This window comes from Streptomyces bluensis, from assembly GCF_014650715.1.
Lineage (GTDB): Bacteria > Actinomycetota > Actinomycetes > Streptomycetales > Streptomycetaceae > Streptomyces > Streptomyces bluensis.
In genome coordinates, this window is the sequence record NZ_BMVM01000003.1 from 533,320 (window position 1) to 554,786 (window position 21,467).

General features: G+C 66.6%; 29 protein-coding genes. All 29 read right to left on the bottom strand.

The window, feature by feature from the left end:
* Nucleotides 1–98: 98 nt before the first annotated feature.
* The 29 genes from map to rpsL all read right to left on the bottom strand — a co-directional run bounded on the left by map (nt 99) and on the right by rpsL (nt 21,379).
* Nucleotides 99–935, bottom strand: coding sequence for a type I methionyl aminopeptidase (map, locus tag IE262_RS12390; protein WP_189873507.1), 837 nt, complete (start codon nt 933–935; stop codon nt 99–101).
* Nucleotides 936–1,130: 195 nt separating this feature from the next.
* Nucleotides 1,131–1,793: an adenylate kinase gene (locus tag IE262_RS12395; RefSeq protein ID WP_189873509.1), complete on the bottom strand. Its 663-nt coding sequence runs from the start codon at nt 1,791–1,793 to the stop codon at nt 1,131–1,133.
* A complete protein-coding gene (secY, locus tag IE262_RS12400) occupies nt 1,793–3,106 on the bottom strand; it encodes a preprotein translocase subunit SecY (protein ID WP_134040839.1) in 1,314 nt (437 codons plus the stop codon). The genes IE262_RS12395 and secY overlap by 1 nt, the downstream gene beginning before the upstream one ends.
* 233 nt (nt 3,107–3,339) lie before the next feature.
* Nucleotides 3,340–3,795, bottom strand: a complete 456-nt coding sequence (gene rplO / locus IE262_RS12405) for a 50S ribosomal protein L15 (protein WP_134040837.1) — start codon at nt 3,793–3,795, stop codon at nt 3,340–3,342.
* 2 nt (nt 3,796–3,797) lie between these two features.
* Entirely contained in the window at nt 3,798–3,980 is a 183-nt protein-coding gene (gene rpmD / locus IE262_RS12410; protein WP_003974250.1) for a 50S ribosomal protein L30, read from the bottom strand.
* 2 nt (nt 3,981–3,982) lie between these two features.
* The gene (rpsE, locus tag IE262_RS12415) at nt 3,983–4,588 is read right to left on the bottom strand and encodes a 30S ribosomal protein S5 (protein ID WP_003992370.1); all 606 of its coding nucleotides are present in this window, start codon (nt 4,586–4,588) and stop codon (nt 3,983–3,985) included.
* A gap of 36 nt (nt 4,589–4,624) precedes the next feature.
* On the bottom strand, nt 4,625–5,008 hold the full coding sequence (gene rplR / locus IE262_RS12420) for a 50S ribosomal protein L18 (protein ID WP_134040835.1): 384 nt from the start codon (nt 5,006–5,008) through the stop codon (nt 4,625–4,627).
* Nucleotides 5,009–5,011: 3 nt separating this feature from the next.
* Nucleotides 5,012–5,551 carry a 50S ribosomal protein L6 gene (rplF, locus tag IE262_RS12425; RefSeq protein ID WP_134040832.1) on the bottom strand — a complete coding sequence of 180 codons (540 nt, stop codon included), beginning with the start codon at nt 5,549–5,551 and terminating at the stop codon, nt 5,012–5,014.
* A gap of 24 nt (nt 5,552–5,575) precedes the next feature.
* Nucleotides 5,576–5,974, bottom strand: a complete 399-nt coding sequence (gene rpsH / locus IE262_RS12430) for a 30S ribosomal protein S8 (protein WP_007384075.1) — start codon at nt 5,972–5,974, stop codon at nt 5,576–5,578.
* Nucleotides 5,975–6,185: 211 nt separating this feature from the next.
* Nucleotides 6,186–6,371: a type Z 30S ribosomal protein S14 gene (locus IE262_RS12435; RefSeq protein WP_003948630.1), complete on the bottom strand. Its 186-nt coding sequence runs from the start codon at nt 6,369–6,371 to the stop codon at nt 6,186–6,188.
* A 5-nt stretch (nt 6,372–6,376) separates the two neighbouring features.
* Nucleotides 6,377–6,934, bottom strand: a complete 558-nt coding sequence (rplE, locus tag IE262_RS12440) for a 50S ribosomal protein L5 (RefSeq protein ID WP_007494758.1) — start codon at nt 6,932–6,934, stop codon at nt 6,377–6,379.
* Nucleotides 6,934–7,257: a 50S ribosomal protein L24 gene (rplX, locus tag IE262_RS12445; protein ID WP_134040828.1), complete on the bottom strand. Its 324-nt coding sequence runs from the start codon at nt 7,255–7,257 to the stop codon at nt 6,934–6,936. The genes rplE and rplX overlap by 1 nt, the downstream gene beginning before the upstream one ends.
* 2 nt (nt 7,258–7,259) lie before the next feature.
* On the bottom strand, nt 7,260–7,628 hold the full coding sequence (gene rplN / locus IE262_RS12450) for a 50S ribosomal protein L14 (protein ID WP_003998823.1): 369 nt from the start codon (nt 7,626–7,628) through the stop codon (nt 7,260–7,262).
* A gap of 250 nt (nt 7,629–7,878) precedes the next feature.
* A complete protein-coding gene (rpsQ, locus tag IE262_RS12455) occupies nt 7,879–8,166 on the bottom strand; it encodes a 30S ribosomal protein S17 (protein ID WP_131564577.1) in 288 nt (95 codons plus the stop codon).
* Nucleotides 8,166–8,390: a 50S ribosomal protein L29 gene (gene rpmC / locus IE262_RS12460; protein ID WP_030174543.1), complete on the bottom strand. Its 225-nt coding sequence runs from the start codon at nt 8,388–8,390 to the stop codon at nt 8,166–8,168. Before rpmC ends, rpsQ begins: the two co-directional genes overlap by 1 nt.
* Complete coding sequence (rplP, locus tag IE262_RS12465; RefSeq protein ID WP_134040826.1) at nt 8,390–8,809, bottom strand: 50S ribosomal protein L16; 420 nt, start codon at nt 8,807–8,809, stop codon at nt 8,390–8,392. Before rplP ends, rpmC begins: the two co-directional genes overlap by 1 nt.
* Before the next feature lie 5 nt (nt 8,810–8,814).
* A complete protein-coding gene (gene rpsC / locus IE262_RS12470) occupies nt 8,815–9,624 on the bottom strand; it encodes a 30S ribosomal protein S3 (protein ID WP_189873511.1) in 810 nt (269 codons plus the stop codon).
* Nucleotides 9,624–9,971 (bottom strand): 50S ribosomal protein L22, encoded by a 348-nt coding sequence (gene rplV, locus IE262_RS12475; protein WP_004571827.1) that lies wholly within the window; start codon nt 9,969–9,971, stop codon nt 9,624–9,626. Before rplV ends, rpsC begins: the two co-directional genes overlap by 1 nt.
* A 42-nt stretch (nt 9,972–10,013) precedes the next feature.
* A complete protein-coding gene (gene rpsS / locus IE262_RS12480; protein ID WP_134040824.1) occupies nt 10,014–10,295 on the bottom strand; it encodes a 30S ribosomal protein S19 in 282 nt (93 codons plus the stop codon).
* A gap of 12 nt (nt 10,296–10,307) precedes the next feature.
* Nucleotides 10,308–11,144, bottom strand: coding sequence for a 50S ribosomal protein L2 (gene rplB, locus IE262_RS12485; protein ID WP_131564585.1), 837 nt, complete (start codon nt 11,142–11,144; stop codon nt 10,308–10,310).
* 40 nt (nt 11,145–11,184) lie between these two features.
* On the bottom strand, nt 11,185–11,604 hold the full coding sequence (rplW, locus tag IE262_RS12490; protein WP_134040822.1) for a 50S ribosomal protein L23: 420 nt from the start codon (nt 11,602–11,604) through the stop codon (nt 11,185–11,187).
* Nucleotides 11,604–12,263: a 50S ribosomal protein L4 gene (gene rplD / locus IE262_RS12495; protein ID WP_189873513.1), complete on the bottom strand. Its 660-nt coding sequence runs from the start codon at nt 12,261–12,263 to the stop codon at nt 11,604–11,606. Before rplD ends, rplW begins: the two co-directional genes overlap by 1 nt.
* Before the next feature lie 8 nt (nt 12,264–12,271).
* Nucleotides 12,272–12,916 carry a 50S ribosomal protein L3 gene (gene rplC / locus IE262_RS12500; protein WP_134040818.1) on the bottom strand — a complete coding sequence of 215 codons (645 nt, stop codon included), beginning with the start codon at nt 12,914–12,916 and terminating at the stop codon, nt 12,272–12,274.
* Between the two features lie 17 nt (nt 12,917–12,933).
* Entirely contained in the window at nt 12,934–13,242 is a 309-nt protein-coding gene (gene rpsJ, locus IE262_RS12505; protein WP_003948644.1) for a 30S ribosomal protein S10, read from the bottom strand.
* Nucleotides 13,243–13,701: 459 nt separating this feature from the next.
* Nucleotides 13,702–16,815 (bottom strand): glycosyl hydrolase 115 family protein, encoded by a 3,114-nt coding sequence (locus IE262_RS12510; protein WP_189873515.1) that lies wholly within the window; start codon nt 16,813–16,815, stop codon nt 13,702–13,704.
* A 204-nt stretch (nt 16,816–17,019) separates the two neighbouring features.
* Complete coding sequence (gene tuf / locus IE262_RS12515; RefSeq protein WP_134040813.1) at nt 17,020–18,213, bottom strand: elongation factor Tu; 1,194 nt, start codon at nt 18,211–18,213, stop codon at nt 17,020–17,022.
* 155 nt (nt 18,214–18,368) lie between these two features.
* Nucleotides 18,369–20,495, bottom strand: coding sequence for an elongation factor G (gene fusA, locus IE262_RS12520; RefSeq protein WP_134040811.1), 2,127 nt, complete (start codon nt 20,493–20,495; stop codon nt 18,369–18,371).
* 39 nt (nt 20,496–20,534) lie between these two features.
* Nucleotides 20,535–21,005 carry a 30S ribosomal protein S7 gene (gene rpsG, locus IE262_RS12525; RefSeq protein ID WP_009330725.1) on the bottom strand — a complete coding sequence of 157 codons (471 nt, stop codon included), beginning with the start codon at nt 21,003–21,005 and terminating at the stop codon, nt 20,535–20,537.
* 2 nt (nt 21,006–21,007) lie between these two features.
* Nucleotides 21,008–21,379 carry a 30S ribosomal protein S12 gene (rpsL, locus tag IE262_RS12530; RefSeq protein ID WP_003948652.1) on the bottom strand — a complete coding sequence of 124 codons (372 nt, stop codon included), beginning with the start codon at nt 21,377–21,379 and terminating at the stop codon, nt 21,008–21,010.
* Between the last annotated feature and the right edge of the window lie 88 nt (nt 21,380–21,467).

The following is a 21,467-nucleotide window of genomic DNA, read 5'->3' on the forward strand; positions in this document are numbered from 1 at the left end:
GCCCATCCGGAAACACGAATCGAGAAGGCTGCCCACGAAACGAGATCGTTATGCCCGGGGTGCGGGCAGTGCGGCTGCGGGCGGTGGCCGTCGTTCCGTCACGCCAACGGATCAGGCGCCGCGGTCACCCCATACTCCGCCAGCTTCGCCTTCCCCCCGTCGGGAGCCGTGAGCACCAGCGGGCCCGCCTCCGTCAACGCCACCGAATGCTCCCAGTGCGACGACCACGTACCGTCCGTCGTGATCACCGTCCAGTCATCCTCCAGGACCTTGGTCCTGGGGGTGCCGAGGGAGACCATGGGCTCGATGGCGAGGCAGAACCCGGGCACCAGCTTCGGGCCCTTGCCCCGCCGCCGGTCGACGTAGTTCAGCAGGTGCGGGTCCATGTGCATCTCGGTACCGATGCCGTGCCCGCCGTAGTCCTCGACGATGCCGTACTTGCCGCCGCCCGGCTTCGGCTGGCGGCGGATGTACGTCTCGATCGCCTTGGAGACGTCCACGAGCCGGTGCCCCTGCTTCATCGCCGCGATGCCGGCCCACATCGACTCCTCGGTCACCCGGGACAGCTCGATGAGCTCCGGAGCGTGACCGGAGCCCACGAAGGCGGTGAACGCCGCGTCCCCGTGCCAGCCGTCGATGATCGCGCCCGCGTCGATCGAGATGATGTCGCCGTCCTTGAGGACGACCTCGTCGCTCGGGATGCCGTGGACGACGACCTCGTTGACGGAGGTGCAGATGGTCGCCGGGAAGCCGCCGTAGCCCAGGAAGTTCGGCTTGGCCCCGTGCTCGGCGATCACCTTGCGGGCCACGTCGTCGAGGTCCTTGGTGGTGGCACCCGGCACGGCCGCCTCACGGGTGGCCGCGTGGATGGCTGCGACGACCAGCCCCGCCTCGCGCATCTTGGCGATCTGCTCGGGGGTCTTGATCTGCACCATGGGGGCTACGGCCTTTCTGGACCGGAGGAAAGACGGACCATTCAACAATACGGGTGGCGGCCGGCACCTCTCTCAGCACAGTCAGGCGCCACCAGGGGCGTCTGGGGGCGCAGCCCCCAAAAACCACACCCCCACCCGCACACTTCGGCCGCGGCACCCCCGGAGGGACACCGCGGCCGAAGACATCCAGCTCGACTACTTGTCGTCGTCCTTGCGCTTCAACGCTTCCATCGCCCGCACGGTGACCTCTTCCACCTTGCCGAGCGCGGAGATCGTCACCACCAGGCCCTGGGCCTTGTAGTAGTCGATGATCGGCTCGGTCTGCGTGTGGTAGACCTCCAGCCGCTTGCGCACGGTCTCCTCGGAGTCGTCGTCGCGCTGGTACAGCTCGCCGCCGCACACATCGCAGACGCCCTCGTCCTTCGGTGCCTTGTACGACACGTGGAAGACGTGGGACGAGTCGTTCCGGCAGATGCGGCGGCCGGCGATCCGCTTGACGACCTCGTCCTCGGGGACCTCCAGGTCCAGCACCGCGTCCAGCTTCATGCCCTCGGAGGTGAGCATCTCGTCCAGCGCCTCGGCCTGCGAGACGTTCCGCGGGAAGCCGTCGAGCAGGAAGCCGCTCGCGGCGTCCGGCTGCTCCATGCGGTCCTTGGCCATCGCGATGGTGACCTCGTCCGGCACCAGCTCGCCCTTGTCCATGAAGGACTTCGCGAGTTTGCCGAGCTCCGTCTGCTGGCTGATGTTCGCACGGAAGAGGTCGCCCGTGGAGATGTGCGGGATCGACAGGTTCTTGGCAAGGAACGCGGCCTGCGTTCCCTTGCCGGCACCGGGCGGCCCGACGAGGACGATTCGCATCAGCGGAGGAACCCTTCGTAATTGCGCTGCTGAAGCTGGCTCTCGATCTGCTTCACCGTCTCCAGACCCACACCCACGATGATCAGGATGCTGGTTCCGCCGAAGGGGAAGTTCTGGTTTGCCCCGAAACCAGCCAACGCCATCGTTGGGACGAGGGCGATCAGCCCCAGATACAGCGAGCCCGGCCAAGTGATCCTGTTGAGCACGTACGAAAGGTACTCAGCGGTCGGCCGACCAGCCCGGATGCCCGGGATGAAGCCACCATACTTCTTCATGTTGTCCGCGACTTCCTCGGGGTTGAACGAGATGGCCACGTAGAAGAAGGCGAAGAAAACGATGAGGAAGAAGTAGAGGGTGATGTGCGCGGGCGCCGCCGTGTCCGCCAGGTTCTGCTGGATCCACGTCGCCCAGCCCGCCTGAGAATTCGAGAACTGGACGATCAACGCGGGAATGTAGAGCAGCGACGAGGCGAAGATGACGGGGATCACACCCGCCTGGTTCACCTTCAGCGGGATGTACGTCGAGGTGCCCCCGTAGGAACGGCGGCCGATCATGCGCTTCGCGTACTGGACCGGGATACGGCGCTGGGCCTGCTCGACGAAGACCACGAGCGCGACCATGACCAGGCCGACCGCGATGACGGTGGCGAACTCGATCCAGCCGTCCGCCAGGTTGCCCTGCTTCTTGATCGCCCACAGCGCGGACGGGAAGGTGGCGGCGATCGAGATGAACATCAGGATCGACATGCCGTTGCCGATGCCGCGGTCGGTGATGAGCTCACCGAGCCACATGACGACGGCCGTACCGGCGGTCATCACGATCACCATGGTGATGGTGGTGAAGATCGAGCGGTCCGGGACGATGGAGCTCGCCAGGTTGCAGTTGGAGAACAGCGAGCCGCTGCGGGCGGTGGCCACCAGACCCGTGCCCTGGAGGATCGCCAGGGCCACCGTGAGGTAGCGCGTGTACTGTGTGATCTTGGCCGTACCGGCCTGGCCCTCCTTCTTGAGGGCTTCCAGGCGCGGGATCACGACGGTCAGCAGCTGCAGAATGATGCTCGCCGTGATGTACGGCATGATGCCGAGCGCGAAGACCGTGATCTGGAGCAGCGCGCCGCCACTGAACATGTTGACCAGACCGAACAGGCCCTGGTTGGCGTTCGCCTGATCAATGCAGTACTGGACAGCGGAGTAGTCGACGCCCGGGATCGGAACGTGCGTACCGATCCGGTAGATCACGATGATGCCGAGCGTGAAGAGCAGCTTCTTGCGCAGGTCGGGCGTCCTGAACGCCCGGGCGAACGCGGTGAGCACGGTGCCTCCTGCGACCCCCGCGCTTCTGCGTCAAGGGTGACGGTCTTGAGGTTCGACGAATATGTAACGGTCAACTGCCGCTCAGGGTGCCCCATGTGGCGCACTCTGTGAAAGATGGCAGTGGAGGCCACCTTACCGGCGAGACTGCCCCCTCGGAACGACCAACCGGGGATACCCCTTTTGTGGGCATCCCCGGTGGGATCGTTCAGGTCATCGAGACGCCTGCCGTGAGGTCAGACGAGCTCGGTGACGGTACCGCCGGCGGCGGTGATCTTCTCCTTGGCGGAGCCGGAGACGGCGTCGACCGTCACCTGCAGCGCCACGGAGACCTCGCCCTGGCCGAGGACCTTGACAAGGCTGTTCTTGCGGACGGCACCCTTGGCGACCAGGTCGGCAACGGTGACCTCCCCACCCTCGGGGTAGAGGGCGGCGAGCTTGTCCAGGTTCACGACCTGGTACTCCGTCTTGAACGGGTTCTTGAAGCCCTTCAGCTTCGGGAGGCGCATGTGCAGCGGCATCTGGCCACCCTCGAAGCGCTCCGGAACCTGGTAACGGGCCTTCGTGCCCTTGGTACCACGACCGGCCGTCTTACCCTTCGACGCCTCACCACGACCGACACGGGTCTTGGCGGTCTTGGCGCCCGGGGCGGGACGGAGGTTGTGGATCTTGAGCGGGTTCTGCTCCGCCATGATCAGTCGACCTCCTCGACCGTCACGAGGTGGCGGACGGTGTGCACCATGCCGCGGAACTCGGGGCGGTCCTCCTTGACGACCTGCGTGTTGATGCCCTTGAGACCAAGGGAGCGCAGGGTGTCACGGTGGTTCTGCTTGCTGCCGATGTAGGACTTGACCTGCGTAATCTTGAGCTGCGCCATGATTACGCACCCGCCCCGGCACGCGCACGCAGCAGGGCCGCGGGGGCGACGTCCTCCAGCGGCAGACCGCGGCGGGCCGCGATCTCCTCGGGACGCTGCAAACCCTTCAGGGCCGCCACGGTCGCGTGCACGATGTTGATCGCGTTGTCGGAGCCGAGCGACTTCGACAGAACGTCGTGGATACCGGCGCACTCCAGCACGGCACGCACCGGACCACCGGCGATCACACCGGTACCGGGCGACGCGGGCTTGAGCAGCACGACGCCGGCAGCCTTCTCACCCTGGATCGGGTGCGGGATGGTGCCCTGGATCCGGGGGACCTTGAAGAAGTGCTTCTTGGCCTCCTCAACGCCCTTGGCGATGGCGGCCGGCACCTCCTTGGCCTTGCCGTAACCGACACCCACGGTGCCGTCACCGTCGCCCACCACGACCAGCGCGGTGAAGCTGAAGCGACGACCACCCTTCACAACCTTGGCGACGCGGTTGATCGCGACGACGCGCTCAACGTACGCGGTCTTCTCGGCGGCAGCTGCGCCGCCGTCACGGCCCTTCCGGTCCCGCCGCTCGCCGCCACCGGCACCGCCACCGCGGCGCTGGGGTCCAGCCATTGGATTACCTCTCTCTTTCCGCTAGCTACAAGCGGCTCAGAACTTGAGCCCGGCTTCGCGGGCGGCGTCCGCCAGGGCGGCGATGCGCCCGGCGTACTGGTTGCCACCACGGTCGAACACGACGGCCTCGACACCGGCGGCCTTGGCACGCTCGGCGACCAGGGCGCCGACCTGCTTGGCCTGCGCGGACTTGTCGCCCTCGCCACCGCGGACGGAAGCGTCCAGCGTGGACGCCGATGCCAGGGTGTGGCCCTTCAGGTCGTCGATCACCTGCGCCACGATGTGGCGGTTGGAGCGGGTCACGACCAGACGGGGACGCTCCGCCGTACCGTTGATCCGCTTGCGGATCCGGATGTGACGGCGCTTGATCGCGGCGCGCTTGTAGGCGTCGCCCTTGAGGATCTTCTGCCCGTATGCCATGGCTTACTTACCCGCCTTTCCGACCTTGCGGCGGATGACTTCGCCCTCGTACTTGACGCCCTTGGCCTTGTACGGGTCGGGCTTGCGGAGCTTGCGGATGTTGGCCGCGACCTCGCCGACCTTCTGCTTGTCGATGCCCTCGACCTGGAAGCGGGTCGGGGTCTCCACCTTGAAGGTGATGCCCTCGGGCGCCTCGACGGTGATCGGGTGGCTGTAACCGAGGGCGAACTCCAGGTTCGATCCCTTGGCGGTCACGCGGTAACCGACACCGCTGATTTCGAGCTTCTTCACGTAACCCTGGGTCACGCCGGTGATCATGTTCGCCACCAGCGTGCGGGACAGGCCGTGCAGGGCCTTGTTCTGACGCTCGTCGTTGGGGCGGGTCACCGAGAGGGTGCCGTCCTCGCCCTTGGCGATGTCGATCGGCGCCGCGATGGTGTGGGTCAGCGTGCCCTTGGGGCCCTTGACCGCGACCGTACGGCCGTCGATGGTGACGTCCACGCCGGCGGGAACCGCGATGGGGAGCTTGCCGATGCGCGACATAGCTGTTTCCTCCGTTCCCTTCTGCTACCAGACGTAGGCGAGGACTTCCCCACCCACGCCCTTCTTGCCGGCCTGCTTGTCGGTGAGGAGCCCGTGAGACGTGGAGATGATCGCCACGCCGAGGCCGCCGAGCACCTTCGGCAGGTTGGTGGACTTCGCGTACACCCGGAGACCGGGCTTGGAGATCCGCTTGATGCCCGCGATGGAGCGCTCACGGTTGGGGCCGAACTTCAGCTCCAGGACGAGGTTCTTGCCGACCTCGGCGTCCTCGACCTTCCAGCCCGTGATGAAGCCCTCCTGCTGGAGGATCTCCGCGATGTGCGACTTGATCTTGGACGCCGGCATCGTCACGGAGTCGTGGTATGCCGAGTTCGCGTTCCGCAGACGCGTAAGCATGTCTGCGATCGGATCAGTCATGGTCATGAATTGGCCTTCGGCCTCTCTCGCCGGGGTTTCCTGGTGCGCCATCCCTCTCCCCGATCCGAGACGGGGCGGGTGCGGCACGGTGGACCTACGGCGTAGTAAGTCGTATGGGCGTCAGGCGCCCAACCCTCCAAGGCTAAGCCATGGAGAGGTGGGCCCCTGACACTGCCCTTTACTTACCGAGAGCTTCAGGAATCCCTTATTACAGGGATTACCAGGAGCTCTTGGTCACGCCCGGCAGCTCGCCACGGTGAGCCATCTCACGAAGGCACACGCGGCACAGGCCGAACTTGCGGTACACGGAGTGGGGACGGCCGCAGCGCTGGCAGCGCGTGTAGCCACGCACACCGAACTTGGGCTTGCGGGCAGCCTTCGCGATCAGAGCCTTCTTCGCCATCTCGCTCACGCCTCCTTGAAGGGGAAGCCGAGGTGACGGAGGAGCGCGCGGCCCTCAGCGTCGTTGGTCGCCGTGGTGACCACGGTGATGTCCATACCCCGGACGCGGTCGATCTTGTCCTGGTCGATCTCGTGGAACATGACCTGCTCCGTGAGACCGAAGGTGTAGTTGCCACGGCCGTCGAACTGCTTGGGGGACAGACCGCGGAAGTCGCGGATGCGCGGGAGCGCGAGCGACAGGGTGCGGTCCAGGAACTCCCACATGCGGTCGCCACGGAGCGTGACGTGGGCACCGATCGGCTGGCCCTCACGCAGCTTGAACTGCGCGATGGACTTGCGGGCCTTGGTGACGGCCGGCTTCTGACCGGTGATGGTGGTCAGGTCGCGGATCGCACCCTCGATCAGCTTCGAGTCACGGGCGGCGTCGCCGACACCCATGTTGACCACGATCTTGACGAGACCGGGGATCTGCATGACGTTCTCGTACTTGAACTCGTCACGCAGCTTGCCCGCGATCTCCTCGCGGTACTTCGTCTTCAGACGCGGAGTGGTGGTGGTAGCCATCAGATGTCCTCACCCGTCCGCTTGGCAACGCGGATCTTGTTGCCCTCTTCGTCGAAGCGGTAACCGACGCGGGTCACGACCTTCTTGCCGTCCTTCTCGACGACGAGCTGGACGTTGGACACGTGGACCGGCGCCTCGGTGGTCACGATGCCACCGGCCTGCGAGCCCTTGGCGGTCGGACCAGCCTTGGTGTGCTTCTTGACCCGGTTGACACCCTCGACCAGGACACGGTCCTCGCGGGGGTAGGCCGCGATGACCTTGCCCTGCTTGCCCTTGTCCTTGCCGGTGATGACCTGGACCAGGTCGCCCTTCTTGATCTTCATGCTTACAGCACCTCCGGCGCGAGCGAGATGATCTTCATGAACTTCTTCTCGCGCAGCTCACGGCCGACCGGGCCGAAGATGCGGGTGCCGCGAGGGTCGCCGTCGTTCTTCAGAATGACGGCGGCGTTCTCGTCGAAGCGGATGTACGAGCCGTCCGGACGGCGACGCTCCTTGACGGTGCGAACGATGACCGCCTTGACGACGTCACCCTTCTTCACGTTGCCACCGGGGATCGCGTCCTTGACGGTGGCGACGATGACGTCACCGATGCCCGCGTAGCGGCGACCGGAGCCACCGAGCACACGGATGCAAAGGATTTCCTTCGCACCCGTGTTGTCGGCGACACGCAGTCGCGACTCCTGCTGGATCACGTCTATCTCCTGATCGTCTGCCGGTTCCCGCAGCGACCTTTTCGGGTCGGGCCTGCGAGCCTGGCGGAACTGTCCTGCGGGTTCTTCCCGCAGGAATTACTTGGGCCTCTTGAGGCGGGAAACCCCACGCCGGGGTGCACCGCACGGGCCGAAAGGCCCGGAACAGCGCCCGGCCGGGGGCCGCGGGACTTCCGTCCCGTCGGCCCCAAACCGTCTGGCGGGGGCAGCGGGGGCTTCAGCCCCCGCTTGGTTACTTCGCCTTTTCGAGGATCTCGACGACGCGCCAGCGCTTCGTCGCGGACAGCGGCCGGGTCTCCATGAGGAGGACGCGGTCGCCGACACCCGCGGCGTTCTGCTCGTCGTGGGCCTTGAGCTTGTTCGTACGGCGGATGACCTTGCCGTACAGGGCGTGCTTCACCCGGTCCTCAACGGCGACGACGACGGTCTTGTCCATCTTGTCGCTGACGACCAGACCCTCACGGGTCTTGCGGAATCCGCGCGCCTCGGTCTTCTCTGCAGTCACGTTGCTCTCGCTCATCAGGCGCTCTCCACCGTTTCGATGCCCAGCTCACGCTCGCGCATCAGGGTGTAGATCCGCGCGATGTCCTTGCGGACCGCCTTCAGACGGCCATGGTTTTCGAGCTGACCCGTCGCCGCCTGGAAGCGGAGATTGAACAGCTCTTCCTTGGCCTCGCGAAGCTTCCCGAGAAGCTCCTCGTTGCCCAGCTCGCGCAGCTCGGACGCCTTGGTACCGGCCGACATCACGCTTCACCTGCCTCGCGCTTGACGATCTTGCACTTCATCGGCAGCTTGTGAGCCGCACGGGTCAGGGCCTCGCGCGCGATCTTCTCGTTGGGGTACGACAGCTCGAACATCACGCGTCCGGGCTTGACGTTGGCGATCCACCACTCCGGAGAACCCTTACCGGAACCCATGCGGGTCTCGGCGGGCTTCTTGGTGAGGGGACGGTCCGGGTAGATGTTGATCCAGACCTTGCCGCCACGCTTGATGTGACGCGTCATGGCGATACGAGCGGCCTCGATCTGACGGTTCGTCACGTAGGCCGGGGTGAGCGCCTGGATGCCGTACTCGCCGAACGCAACCTGCGTCCCGCCCTTGGCAGCGCCGGTGCGCTTCGGGTGGTGCTGCTTGCGGTGCTTGACCCTACGGGGGATCAGCATGTCGGTCAGGCCTCCGTTCCGGTGCTCTCAGCCGGAGCGGCGGCAGCGGGGGCCTCGGCGCCGGCAGCCTGCTGCGGCTTGCGACCGCGCCGCTCGCCACCGCGGCCACCACGGGCCGGGCGGTCGGCACCGCCACGCGCCGGGCGGTTGCCCGCACGGGCGGCGGCGTTCTCGGCGCGGACCTCGGCGATGTTCTTGACGTCGCCCTTGTAGATCCAGACCTTCACACCGATGCGGCCGAAGGTCGTCTTGGCCTCGAAGAAGCCGTAGTCCACGTTCGCGCGGAGCGTGTGCAGGGGCACGCGGCCCTCGCGGTAGAACTCCGAGCGGGACATCTCGGCGCCGCCGAGGCGGCCACCGCACTGGATCTTGATGCCCTTGGCGCCGGCCTTCATGGCGGACTGCATGCTCTTGCGCATGGCCCGACGGAAGGAGACGCGGGAGGAGAGCTGCTCGGCGACGGCCTGGGCAACGAGCTGAGCGTCGGTCTCGGGGTTCTTGACCTCAAGAATGTTCAGCTGGACCTGCTTGCCCGTGAGCTTCTCAAGGTCGCCGCGGATGCGGTCGGCCTCGGCGCCACGGCGGCCGATGACGATGCCCGGACGCGCGGTGTGGATGTCCACGCGGACGCGGTCACGGGTGCGCTCGATCTCCACCTTGGAGATGCCGGCGCGCTCCATGCCGGACGTCATCATCCGGCGGATGGCGACGTCTTCCTTGACGTAGTCCTTGTACAGCTTGTCGGCGTACCACCGGGACTTGAAGTCCGTGGTGACACCGAGCCGGAACCCATGCGGGTTAACCTTCTGGCCCATTACCGGGTTCCTTCCTTGCTGCTGACGACCACGGTGATGTGGCTGGTCCGCTTGCGGATCCGGTAGGCACGGCCCTGGGCACGCGGACGGAACCGCTTCAGGGTCGGGCCCTCGTCGACGTACGCCTCGCTGATCACCAGCGAGGAGGCGTCCGTGTGGTCGTAGTTGTGCGCGGCGTTGGCGATGGCGCTGTCGAGCACCTTGCCGACCGGCACGGAGGCTGCCTGCGGAGCGAATCGCAGAACAGCCTGGGCCTCCGTGGCGTCCATGCCACGGATGAGGTCCACCACACGGCGGGCCTTCATGGGCGTGACGCGGATGTACCGCGCCTGGGCCCTGGCTTCCATGGTTGTCCCTTCAGTTTCTTACGTGTCTGAATGCGATCCGCTTTAGCGGCGCTTCGACTTCCGGTCGTCCTTGACGTGGCCCCGGAAGGTGCGGGTCGGCGAGAACTCGCCGAGCTTGTGACCGACCATCGACTCGGTGACGAACACCGGGATGTGGGTCTTGCCGTTGTGCACCGCGATCGTGTGGCCGAGCATGGCCGGGACGATCATCGAGCGACGGGACCAGGTCTTGATGACGTTCTTGGAACCGGCTTCGTTCTGAGCATCCACCTTCTTGATGAGGTGCTCGTCGACGAAGGGCCCCTTCTTGAGACTGCGCGGCATCTAAACCCGCTCCTAGCGCTTCTTGTTCGTCTTGCGGCGGCGGACGATGTACTTGTTGCTCGCCTTCTTGGGAGAACGAGTACGACCCTCCTTCTGACCCCAGGGGCTGACCGGGTGGCGACCACCGGAGGTCTTGCCCTCACCACCACCGTGGGGGTGGTCAACCGGGTTCATCGCCACACCGCGAACGGTCGGGCGGACGCCCAGCCAGCGCTTGCGGCCGGCCTTGCCCCAGTTGATGTTGCTCTGCTCGGCGTTGCCGACCTCGCCGACGGTGGCGCGGCAGCGCACGTCGACCAGGCGGATCTCACCGGACGGCATGCGGAGGTGGGCCATCTGGCCCTCCTTCGCGAGCAGCTGCACGGAGGCACCGGCGGAGCGGGCGAACTTGGCGCCGCCACCCGGACGAAGCTCCACGGAGTGGATCGTCGTACCGACCGGGATGTTGCGGAGCGCCAGGTTGTTGCCGGGCTTGATGTCGGCGCCGGGACCGTTCTCGATCCGGTCGCCCTGTCCGAGGCCCTTGGGGGCCAGGATGTAGCGCTTCTCGCCGTCCGCGTAGTGCAGGAGCGCGATGCGCGCGGTGCGGTTGGGGTCGTACTCGATGTGCGCGACCTTCGCCGGCACGCCGTCCTTGTCGTGACGACGGAAGTCGATCACGCGGTAGGCGCGCTTGTGGCCACCACCCTGGTGGCGGACGGTCACACGACCGGAGTTGTTACGGCCACCCTTGCTGTGCAGGGGGCGGACCAGCGACTTCTCCGGCGTGGACCGCGTGACCTCGACGAAGTCGGCGACGCTGGAGCCACGGCGGCCCGGCGTAGTCGGCTTGTACTTGCGGATTCCCATTTCTCAGTCCTCGTCCGATATCGGACGATCCGGACCTCCGTCAGGAGGTCGGACCGCCGAAGATGTCGATACGGTCGCCCTCGGCGAGGGTCACGATCGCGCGCTTGGTGGACGCGCGCTGGCCGAAGCCGGTGCGGGTCCGCTTGCGCTTGCCCTGGCGGTTGATCGTGTTGACCCCGGTGACCTTGACCGAGAAGACCGCCTGGACGGCCTGCTTGATCTGGGTCTTGTTGGCGTTCGGGTCGACGATGAACGTGTACTTGTTCTCGTCGAGGAGCGCGTAGCTCTTCTCCGACACGACCGGCTTCAGCAGGACGTCACGGGGGTCCGTGTACGCCTTGCTCGCCGGGGTGACGACGGTGTTCTTGCCCTCGGTGGCGTGGCGCTTCGCCTTGGCGACGCGCGCGGCCTTGGCGGCCTTGGCGGCCTTCGAGGCGATGGAGGGGTGACGGGTAGCCATCAGGCCTCGCTCCCTTCGGTGTCGTTGGCCTTCTGCGGGCCGGCGACGAAGGACTCAAGAGCGCCCTTGGTGAAGACCACGTCGTCCGAGACGATCACGTCGTACGTGTTCAGCTGGCCCGGCTCCAGGATGTGGACCTGGGGCAGGTTGCGGGCGGACAGCCACGCGGCCTCGTCGGCGCGCTCGACGACCAGGAGCAGGTTCTTGCGCTCCGAGATCTTGCCGAACAGGCTCTTGGCGGCCTTCGTGGAGGGGGTCTCGCCCTCGATCACGCCGGTGACGACGTGAATGCGGTTCGCGCGGGCCCGGTCGGTGAGGGCGTGGCGCAGGGCCGCGGCCTTCATCTTCTTCGGGGTGCGCTGCGAGTAGTCACGCGGCTGCGGGCCGTGGACGACGCCACCACCGGCGAACTGCGGCGCGCGGGTCGAGCCCTGACGGGCGCGGCCGGTGCCCTTCTGGCGGTACGGCTTCTTGCCGCCACCACGGACCTCGCCACGGGTCTTGGTCTTGTGCGTGCCCTGACGGGCAGCGGCGTTCTGCGCGACGACGACCTGGTGGATCAGCGGGATGCTGACCTTCTCCACACCGAAGATCTCCGCGGGGAGCTCGACGGTACCGGCCTTCTCGCCGGCAGGCGAAAGGATGTCAACAGTGCTCATCGGTTACCTCAGGCCCCCTTGGCCGCGGTGCGGACCAGGACGAGGCCGCCGTTCGGACCGGGAACCGCGCCCTTGATGAGCAGCAGACCCTTCTCCGCGTCAACGGCGTGGACGGTCAGGTTCTGGGTGGTGACCCGCTCGTTGCCCATGCGACCCGCCATGCGGAGGCCCTTGAACACGCGGCCCGGGGTGGCGCAGCCACCGATGGAACCGGGAGAGCGGTGCTTGCGCTGGGTGCCGTGTCCGGCGCCGAGGCCACCGAAGTTGTGGCGCTTCATGACACCGGCGAAGCCCTTGCCCTTGCTCTTGCCGGTCACGTCGACCTTGACGCCGGCCTCGAACACCTCGGCGGTGATCTCCTGGCCCAGCGTGTACTCGGAGGCGTCCGCGGTGCGGATCTCGACGAGGTGACGACGCGGGGTGACGTCGGCCTTGGCGAAGTGGCCCTTGAGGGGCTTGTTCACCTTGCGCGGGTCGATCTCGCCGAAGGCGATCTGGACCGACTCGTAGCCGTCGGTGTCGTTCGTACGGACCTGGGTGACGACGTTCGGGCTGGCCTTGACGACGGTGACGGGAACAACGCGGTTGTTCTCGTCCCACACCTGCGTCATGCCGAGCTTCTCGCCCAGGATGCCCTTGATCTGCTTGGTCATTCTCAGCTCACCGACCCTCAGAGCTTGATCTCGATGTCGACACCGGCCGGCAGGTCGAGTCGCATCAGAGAGTCAACGGTCTTGGGGGTGGGGTCGAGAATGTCGATCAGGCGCTTGTGCGTGCGCATCTCGAAGTGCTCGCGCGAGTCCTTGTACTTGTGCGGCGACTTGATGACGCAGTACACGTTCTTCTCAGTGGGCAGCGGCACCGGGCCCGCGACCGACGCACCAGTACGGGTCACCGTCTCGACGATCTTCTTCGCCGAGGAGTCGATGACCTCGTGGTCGTAGGCCTTGAGCCGGATGCGGATCTTCTGTCCCGCCATGGCTACTTCGTAGTCCTGTCTCTCTTTACGCTCCGGAACCCGGTGTTCCCTTGACTTCCTCCGACCCACGCGGTCGGGCGTGTCGCGCTCCCGCTGACACGGATGTCCCTTGTCCGAACATCCCTGCCGGGGTGGCGCGGCCCTACCAGAACCGCGGACCGGAGGCAAAGCAGCGTCTTTCCCCTGCCGAAGGCCCACCGGGTGCCTGGCCGGTGCCGCGCCCACGCTTCCCGGAAGATTCCCGTACGTCCGCCCCAGCGCTGCCTTACGGCAGTTGGGGCGACGAGTACTGTGGGACTCGCTTCCAGTCCTCCCGGCGGGAGGCGCGCAGCATCAACACTCGACCGAGCAACCCCGCTAGTCTGCCATACGGGGCACGGCGCTGGCCAATCGGGCCGTAGAGGGTACCCGGAGGGTGACGTAGGTCAAACCTGGAGCTCAGCTGGAGAGCTTTCCGGCTCAACGGACGCGGTGGCTCTCCGGCGGGCCCAGGTACGTCGGCGTCAGACCGCCCGTGTCGATCACCAGCCGTTGCAGCACCACCGTCGGGTCGACCATCCAGAACTTCAGGCGGTGCACACCGGCCCGCCCGATCGTGTGTCTCGTCGCCGTCACATTGACGTTGTCCGACGTGTTGCGCGCCCACTGCTTGTTCATCAGGCCGTCGTCGGCGCCCGTGACCGCGGTGATGTCGACGATCTGCGGCTCGGCGTCGTCGAACGACACCCCGTACCGCGGGCCGCCCGTCACCAGCGTCGGGTTCCGGGGGGAGAGGTACGACCAGAGCGTCACCTCGCCCGCCGACAGCAGCGTCACCTCGTACTCCAGTCGCGGTGACGCCGACCGGCCCGGCGTCCGGCGCGCCGCCGTGACGGGCCACGGGGTCATTCCCGCTCCCGTTCGCCCGATCCGGTCGAGCCGTTGCCAGCGCACGTCCCTCGCCCCGACCGCCCGCGCACAGTGCTCCGCGTCGATGGCCACATATCCGCCCGCCTCCACGAAGCCCCGCGGTCCTCGTGGCGACGGCTTCTCGGCCACGGCCTTGACGGTCACCGAGGAACCGGCGCCGCGTACGACCACGGAACCCTCCGCGCCACCCTCCGGCACCCGCGCCCAGTCCACGAGCAGCACCACCCGCACCTGCTGCTCGACCCGGCCGCGCGGACGGTCCGCCCGCAGCCACGGGACCGCCGGCTCGATCCGGTACTCGAAGGGCGTACGGCCCCGGTTGAACACCTCGATGTACTGGTCGGGGCGGGTCTGGTACGGGCTGAACACCGGCAGTACGGCCGCGCCCGCCGCACCCCCGGGCCACCACTCCCCCGAGTCCAGCGAACCGTCGACCGCGACCCCCAGCTCAGCCCCGGACGGCACCTCGATCCGCTTCACCTTGGGGAAGATCTCGTCCGGCAGCGCCACATTGTCCTTCTCCGGCTGCTGCCAGCCCGCGTTCGGTCCGTACCGCTCCACGTCCCCGTAGCCGATGTGCGGCTGCGTCTGGAAGCCGTCCCATTTGCCGCCCGCCACCTCGGTGTTGAAGCGGCGGGCCAGGGCGAAGTCACGCTCCAGGCCGGCCTCCGCCTCCGCCGCCCGGTCGTTCGTGGCGGCCCGGCCCTGGGCCGCGTACAGCAGGTTCGTGAACTCGGCCTCCCGCAACGCGTACACGTTCGCGGTCGCCTGCACCTGGTAGCCGACCAGCTCGAACCACGCGTCCCGCGTCCTCGCCGGAAGCCGGCGCCCGATCCGGTCCGCCGTCTTCGCCAGTGTCCGCCACTCCTCCGTGACCCGCTCCAGCTCACAGTGGCCGAAGTGGAACGGTGTCTCCTGGTCGTCGTACACGACCGCCGACTCGTCCTTGGCCGGGTCCTTCGCCGGATTCAGCGTGATCCGGCGGTTCAGCAGCTCCGGCTTGCGGCGGGCCTGGAGCTGCCCGTACTCGGCGAGCACGGCGGCGATGGCCCCGGCCTCCGCCGGCCCGAAGTTCTGCCGCGCGTAGCGCAGCTCCCACTCCTCAAGGTCTTCCAGCCCCCAACGCCCCGGATTCCAGGCGTAGTTCAGGAAGAACTCGGTCGGCAGCTCGTTGCCCTTCAGATCGCCCACGTTCGTCACCCACAGCCCGTGGTTGCCGTACGCGTGCGCCTGGTGGAGCTGGTCCCAGAGGTTGGCGAGGTTGGCGGTGTCGACCCACTTGTAGTTGCGGCCCACGCCCACGTAGTCGAAGTGGTAGTACAGGCCGTAGCCACCGCCTCGCGGCTCCCGCGGGTCCGGGTGCTTGCGGATGTTGCCCCAGTTGTCGTCCGTCAGGACCACCGTCACGTCGTCGGGCGCGCGCAGCCCGCGGTCCCAGTAGCGCTGGACTTCCTTGTAGAGGGTCCACACCTGCGGGGTCTCCTCCACCGGCCGCCCGGTGACCTCCGCGATGATCTCCCGCTGGGTCGCGATGATCTCCTGCATGAGTTCGATGCCGTCGCCGTCCGGGAGGCTGGTGTCCCCGTTCCCCCGCATGCCGAGCGTGACCACGCCCTCGAAGTCCTGCTCGACCATGCGCCGGATGCCGTCACGCCAGTACGCCTTGATGGCTTCGGCGTTGCGCCGGTACGACCACTCGCCCGTGCCACCGTACGGATCGCTCCCCGGCTTCACGATGGCGCCCGAGGAATCCCTCACCGCGGGGACCGCATGCCGGTTCCACTCCTCGATGCCCCGCATCATGGGCGCCTCGTGAGACGTGCCCATGACAACACCGTATTCCTTCGCCCGCGCGTGGTTCTCCGGATCGTCCTCGGCGAAGGCCCTCCCCCACACCGCGGGCCAGAGGTAGTTCCCCTTCAACCGCAGCAGCACCTCGAAGACCTTGGCCCAGAAGTCCGCGGTGAAGCCTCCGGGGTGACCCGGCGCCTTCCCGGGACCGAAGTACCGGGGTGCCCACGTCCCCAGCGCCGGGTTCTCGTCGTTGATGAACACACCTCGGTACCTCACCGCCGGCGTGCCCTGGCTGAACCGTCCCGGCAGGACGTACACCTCGTCCCGGTGGGCCGGCGGTACGTCGTCCCACCAGTACCAGGGCGAGACCCCGATGCCGTACGAGACGTCGTACGCCCCGAAGATCGTGCCGCGCGGATCGCTGCCCGCGATGACGAACGCCCGCTCGACTCCCGGCATGGGCCGCTCGACCACAGCCTGCAGCGAGGTCTCCCAGCGGCCGCGCACCCCGCTCACGTCGAGCTTGCCCGACGCCACCAACCCGTCGATCAGGGGGCTGTGCCCGATCGTCCCGACAAGGACCGCCTCACGCGCGATCGAGCCGCCGGGCCGCACACCCGTCACCCGCTCGATGTCGTCGCGGAGGTCCCCCGCGACCCGTACGACTCCGGGGTGGTCCTCGGGACTGACGACGACGGGGGCGCCCACAAGCGAGAAGGCGCCCGCACTCGGCGCGAAGGAGATGTACTCCCCCGGATCCGTCAGCCGTGGCGTGGCCCCCTCCGCCCACGCGACCCCCGATAACGCGGGAAGCGTCGCGAGCCCTGCCCCCGCTCCGAGAACGGCTCTACGGCTGACGCGTCCGGACATGCCCCACCCCTCGGTCGGTATGTGCTCAGCGGTATGCCACATGGTGAGGGGAGTGCAGGGTGGGAACAACGGGTCGAACGCGCCGAATACTTTCGTAACAGCCCACACACAACAGCAAAGGGGCCCGCACGACCGAAGTCGTACGGGCCCCTTCAGGAGCTCGCGATGGAGCTACCAGGTCAACTGACCGTCAAGCAAGCGAACTTACTTGTTGATCTTGGTGACCTGGCCGGCGCCCACGGTCCGGCCACCCTCACGGATGGCGAACTTGAGGCCCTCCTCCATGGCGACGGGCTGGATGAGCTCCACCTTCATCTCGGTGTTGTCACCCGGCATGACCATCTCGGTGCCCTCGGGGAGGGTCACGACGCCGGTCACGTCCGTCGTACGGAAGTAGAACTGCGGACGGTAGTTGTTGAAGAACGGCGTGTGGCGGCCACCCTCGTCCTTGGAGAGGATGTAGGCCTGCGCCTCGAACTCGGTGTGCGGGGTGACCGAGCCCGGCTTGATGATGACCTGGCCGCGCTCGACGTCCTCGCGCTTGATGCCGCGGAGCAGCAGACCGACGTTCTCACCGGCCTGGCCCTCGTCGAGCAGCTTGCGGAACATCTCGATGCCGGTGACCGTGGTGGTGGTCTTCTCGGTCTTGATGCCGATGATGTCCACGGTCTCGTTGACCTTCAGGACACCACGCTCGATACGGCCGGTGACGACCGTACCGCGACCGGTGATCGTGAAGACGTCCTCGATCGGCATCAGGAACGGCTTGTCGACGTCGCGCTCCGGCTCCGGGATCGACTCGTCGACGGCCTTCATCAGCTCAAGGACGGAGTTGCCCCACTCCTTGTCGCCCTCAAGAGCCTTGAGCGCCGAGACACGGACGACCGGAAGGTCGTCGCCCGGGAACTCGTACTCGGAGAGCAGCTCACGGACCTCAAGCTCGACGAGCTCCATGATCTCCTCGTCGTCCACCATGTCGGCCTTGTTCAGGGCGACGACGATGTACGGAACGCCGACCTGGCGGGCCAGGAGCACGTGCTCCTTGGTCTGCGGCATCGGGCCGTCCGTGGCGGCGACCACGAGGATGGCGCCGTCCATCTGGGCAGCACCGGTGATCATGTTCTTGATGTAGTCCGCGTGACCGGGGCAGTCGACGTGGGCGTAGTGACGGGTCTCCGTCTGGTACTCGACGTGCGCGATGGAGATGGTGATACCGCGCTGGCGCTCCTCAGGAGCCTTGTCGATCTGGTCGAACGCCGAGGCCTCGTTCAGGTCCGGGAACGCGTCATGCAGCACCTTGGTAATGGCGGCCGTGAGGGTCGTCTTACCGTGGTCAATGTGACCGATGGTGCCGATGTTGACGTGCGGCTTAGTCCGCTCGAACTTCGCCTTCGCCACTGGGGTCCTCCTGTGGAGTGGTTCTGTACGCCTTACTTCATCGGCGCCAGGTGATCTTTGCTGGAAAGCCCGGGCCCCGGGGCATTCCCCCGCGAATGCGGGTGAATACCCCTCAAGGCTCCGGAGTCAAGCCTACGGCGTGTGAACGGGGTACGTTACTCGCCCTTGGCCTTCGCGATGATCTCCTCGGCGACGTTCCGCGGAACCTCGGCGTAGGAGTCGAACTGCATCGAGTAGCTCGCGCGACCCGACGTCTTGCTGCGGAGGTCGCCGACGTAGCCGAACATCTCCGACAGCGGAACCAGGCCCTTCACGACGCGGGCACCGGCACGCTCCTCCATGGCCTGGATCTGGCCACGACGGGAGTTGATGTCGCCGATGACCTCACCCATGTAGTCCTCGGGCGTGGTGACCTCTACGGCCATCATCGGCTCCAGCAGCACGGGGCTGGCCTTGCGCGCGGCCTCCTTGAAGGCCTGCGAACCGGCGATCTTGAACGCCAGCTCGGAGGAGTCGACCTCGTGGTAGGCACCGTCGATCAGCGTGACGCGGACGCCGGTCATCTCGTAACCGGCGAGGATGCCGAACTGCATGGCCTCCTGCGCACCGGCGTCGACCGAAGGGATGTACTCCTTCGGGATACGGCCACCGGTCACCTTGTTCACGAACTCGTACGACGTGTCGCCGCCCTCAAGGGGCTCGATCGCGATCTGCACCTTGGCGAACTGGCCGGTACCACCAGTCTGCTTCTTGTGCGTGTAGTCGACGCGCTCGACGGCCTTGCGGATCGTCTCGCGGTACGCGACCTGCGGCTTGCCGACGTTGGCCTCGACCTTGAACTCACGGCGCATACGGTCGACCAGCACCTCAAGGTGCAGCTCGCCCATGCCACCGATGATGGTCTGGCCGGTCTCCTCGTCGGAGTGGACCTGGAAGGAGGGGTCCTCCTCCGCGAGACGCTGGATGGCGACACCCAGCTTCTCCTGGTCACCCTTGGACTTGGGCTCGATGGCGACCTGGATGACCGGCGCCGGGAAGTCCATGGACTCCAGGATGACCGGGCTCTTGTCGTCGCTCAGCGTCTCACCGGTGGTGGTCTGCTTCAGGCCCATGACGGCGACGATGTCGCCGGCGCCCACCGAGTCGATCTCCTCACGCTTGTTGGCGTGCATGCGGTAGATCTTGCCGATGCGCTCCTTCTTGCCCTTGACGGAGTTCAGCACCTGCGTGCCGGACTCCAGGCGGCCCGAGTAGACCCGGACGAAGGTGAGCTTGCCGAGGTGCGGGTCGCTCATGATCTTGAACGCCAGCGCGGACAGCGGCTCGTCGTCGGACGGCTTGCGCTTGATGACCTCGTCCGGGTCGTTGACGGCGCGGCCCTCGATGGCCTCGACGTCAAGCGGGGTGGGGAGGTAGCGCACGACCGCGTCGAGCAGGGGCTGGACGCCCTTGTTCTTGAACGCGGTGCCACAGAACACCGGGGTGACCGTGGTGTCGCTGGACTTGCCGGAGGCGATGGTGATGCGACGGATCGCGGCGTACAGCTGCTCCTCGGTGGGCTCCTCGCCCTCCAGGTACAGCTCCATGATCTCTTCGTCGTTCTCCGCGACGGCCTCGATCAGCTTGCCGCGGTACTCCTCGGCAGCCTCGGTGTGCGTGGCCGGGATGTCGACGACGTCGTACATCTCGCCCTTGGCGGCCTCGGCGGACCACACGAGCGCCTTCATGCGGACCAGGTCCACGACGCCCTTGAAGTCGGCCTCGGCGCCGATCGGGAGCTGCATGACGAGGGGCTGGGCGCCCAGGCGGTCCGAGATCATGTCCACGCAGCGGTGGAACTCGGCGCCGGTACGGTCCAGCTTGTTGACGAAGCAGATACGCGGAACGCCGTAGCGGTCCGCCTGACGCCACACCGTCTCGGACTGGGGCTCGACGCCGGCAACGCCGTCGAACACCGTCACAGCACCGTCGAGCACGCGCAGGGAGCGCTCCACCTCGACGGTGAAGTCGACGTGCCCCGGGGTGTCGATGATGTTGATGGTGTGGTCGACGTTGTCCAGCGGCCAGTGACAGGTAGTGGCAGCAGAGGTGATCGTGATGCCACGCTCCTGCTCCTGCTCCATCCAGTCCATGGTGGCAGCGCCGTCGTGGACTTCACCGATCTTGTACGAAACACCGGTGTAGAACAGGATCCGCTCGGTGGTGGTCGTCTTGCCCGCGTCGATGTGGGCCATGATCCCGATGTTGCGGACCCTGGCCAGGTCAAGCGAAGTGGTAGCCATAAGGCTTCAGTCTTCTCTCGGTCTCGATGGGGTCTGCGACTACCAGCGGTAGTGCGCGAAGGCCTTGTTGGACTCGGCCATCTTGTGCGTGTCCTCGCGCTTCTTCACAGCGGCACCAAGGCCGTTGGAGGCGTCGAGGAGTTCGTTGAGCAGACGCTCGGTCATGGTCTTCTCGCGACGGGCGCGGGAGTAACCGACCAGCCAGCGCAGCGCCAGGGTGTTGGCACGGCCGGGCTTGACCTCGACCGGAACCTGGTAGGTGGCGCCACCGACACGGCGGGACTTGACCTCAAGGGTCGGCTTGATGTTCTCAAGGGCGCGCTTGAGCGTGATGACCGGGTCGTTGCCGGTCTTGTCGCGCAGGCCCTCCATGGCGCCGTACACGATGCGCTCGGCGGTGGAGCGCTTGCCGTTCAGCAGCACCTTGTTGATGAGCGAGGTGACAAGAGGAGAACCGTAGACCGGGTCGATGATGACCGGGCGCTTCGGGGCAGGGCCCTTACGAGGCATTCTTACTTCTCCTTCTTGGCGCCGTAACGGCTGCGGGCCTGCTTGCGGTTCTTGACACCCTGGGTGTCGAGCGAACCACGGATGATCTTGTAGCGAACACCCGGCAGGTCCTTCACACGGCCACCGCGCACGAGCACGATGGAGTGCTCCTGCAGGTTGTGACCCTCACCCGGAATGTAAGCGGTGACCTCGATCCCGCTGGTCAGACGCACACGCGCGACCTTACGCAGGGCCGAGTTCGGCTTCTTCGGGGTGGTCGTGAACACACGCGTGCAGACGCCCCGACGCTGAGGGGAACCCTCAAGTGCGGGCGTCTTGTTCTTCTCGACCTTGTCCTGCCGGCCCTTCCGGACCAGCTGCTGGATCGTAGGCACTACTTCTCCGGTTTCTGTGTGCCGATGGGTACAGCTAACCTGGAACGTCGCCGACCCACGCGGTCGGGTGTGTCGAATCCCGCAGACT

Coding starts and splice junctions, on each gene's coding strand:
- map (WP_189873507.1), bottom strand. CDS start 935: ATGGTGCAGATCAAGACCCCCGAGCAGATCGCCAAGATGCGCGAGGCG.
- IE262_RS12395 (WP_189873509.1), bottom strand. CDS start 1,793: ATGCGAATCGTCCTCGTCGGGCCGCCCGGTGCCGGCAAGGGAACGCAG.
- rplO (WP_134040837.1), bottom strand. CDS start 3,795: ATGGCGGAGCAGAACCCGCTCAAGATCCACAACCTCCGTCCCGCCCCG.
- rpmD (WP_003974250.1), bottom strand. CDS start 3,980: ATGGCGCAGCTCAAGATTACGCAGGTCAAGTCCTACATCGGCAGCAAG.
- rpsE (WP_003992370.1), bottom strand. CDS start 4,588: ATGGCTGGACCCCAGCGCCGCGGTGGCGGTGCCGGTGGCGGCGAGCGG.
- rplR (WP_134040835.1), bottom strand. CDS start 5,008: ATGGCATACGGGCAGAAGATCCTCAAGGGCGACGCCTACAAGCGCGCC.
- rplF (WP_134040832.1), bottom strand. CDS start 5,551: ATGTCGCGCATCGGCAAGCTCCCCATCGCGGTTCCCGCCGGCGTGGAC.
- rpsH (WP_007384075.1), bottom strand. CDS start 5,974: ATGACCATGACTGATCCGATCGCAGACATGCTTACGCGTCTGCGGAAC.
- IE262_RS12435 (WP_003948630.1), bottom strand. CDS start 6,371: ATGGCGAAGAAGGCTCTGATCGCGAAGGCTGCCCGCAAGCCCAAGTTC.
- rplE (WP_007494758.1), bottom strand. CDS start 6,934: ATGGCTACCACCACCACTCCGCGTCTGAAGACGAAGTACCGCGAGGAG.
- rplX (WP_134040828.1), bottom strand. CDS start 7,257: ATGAAGATCAAGAAGGGCGACCTGGTCCAGGTCATCACCGGCAAGGAC.
- rpsQ (WP_131564577.1), bottom strand. CDS start 8,166: ATGAGCGAGAGCAACGTGACTGCAGAGAAGACCGAGGCGCGCGGATTC.
- rpmC (WP_030174543.1), bottom strand. CDS start 8,390: ATGTCGGCCGGTACCAAGGCGTCCGAGCTGCGCGAGCTGGGCAACGAG.
- rplP (WP_134040826.1), bottom strand. CDS start 8,809: ATGCTGATCCCCCGTAGGGTCAAGCACCGCAAGCAGCACCACCCGAAG.
- rpsC (WP_189873511.1), bottom strand. CDS start 9,624: ATGGGCCAGAAGGTTAACCCGCATGGGTTCCGGCTCGGTGTCACCACG.
- rplV (WP_004571827.1), bottom strand. CDS start 9,971: ATGGAAGCCAGGGCCCAGGCGCGGTACATCCGCGTCACGCCCATGAAG.
- rpsS (WP_134040824.1), bottom strand. CDS start 10,295: ATGCCGCGCAGTCTCAAGAAGGGGCCCTTCGTCGACGAGCACCTCATC.
- rplB (WP_131564585.1), bottom strand. CDS start 11,144: ATGGGAATCCGCAAGTACAAGCCGACTACGCCGGGCCGCCGTGGCTCC.
- rplW (WP_134040822.1), bottom strand. CDS start 11,604: ATGGCTACCCGTCACCCCTCCATCGCCTCGAAGGCCGCCAAGGCCGCC.
- rplD (WP_189873513.1), bottom strand. CDS start 12,263: ATGAGCACTGTTGACATCCTTTCGCCTGCCGGCGAGAAGGCCGGTACC.
- rplC (WP_134040818.1), bottom strand. CDS start 12,916: ATGACCAAGCAGATCAAGGGCATCCTGGGCGAGAAGCTCGGCATGACG.
- rpsJ (WP_003948644.1), bottom strand. CDS start 13,242: ATGGCGGGACAGAAGATCCGCATCCGGCTCAAGGCCTACGACCACGAG.
- IE262_RS12510 (WP_189873515.1), bottom strand. CDS start 16,815: ATGTCCGGACGCGTCAGCCGTAGAGCCGTTCTCGGAGCGGGGGCAGGG.
- fusA (WP_134040811.1), bottom strand. CDS start 20,495: ATGGCTACCACTTCGCTTGACCTGGCCAGGGTCCGCAACATCGGGATC.
- rpsG (WP_009330725.1), bottom strand. CDS start 21,005: ATGCCTCGTAAGGGCCCTGCCCCGAAGCGCCCGGTCATCATCGACCCG.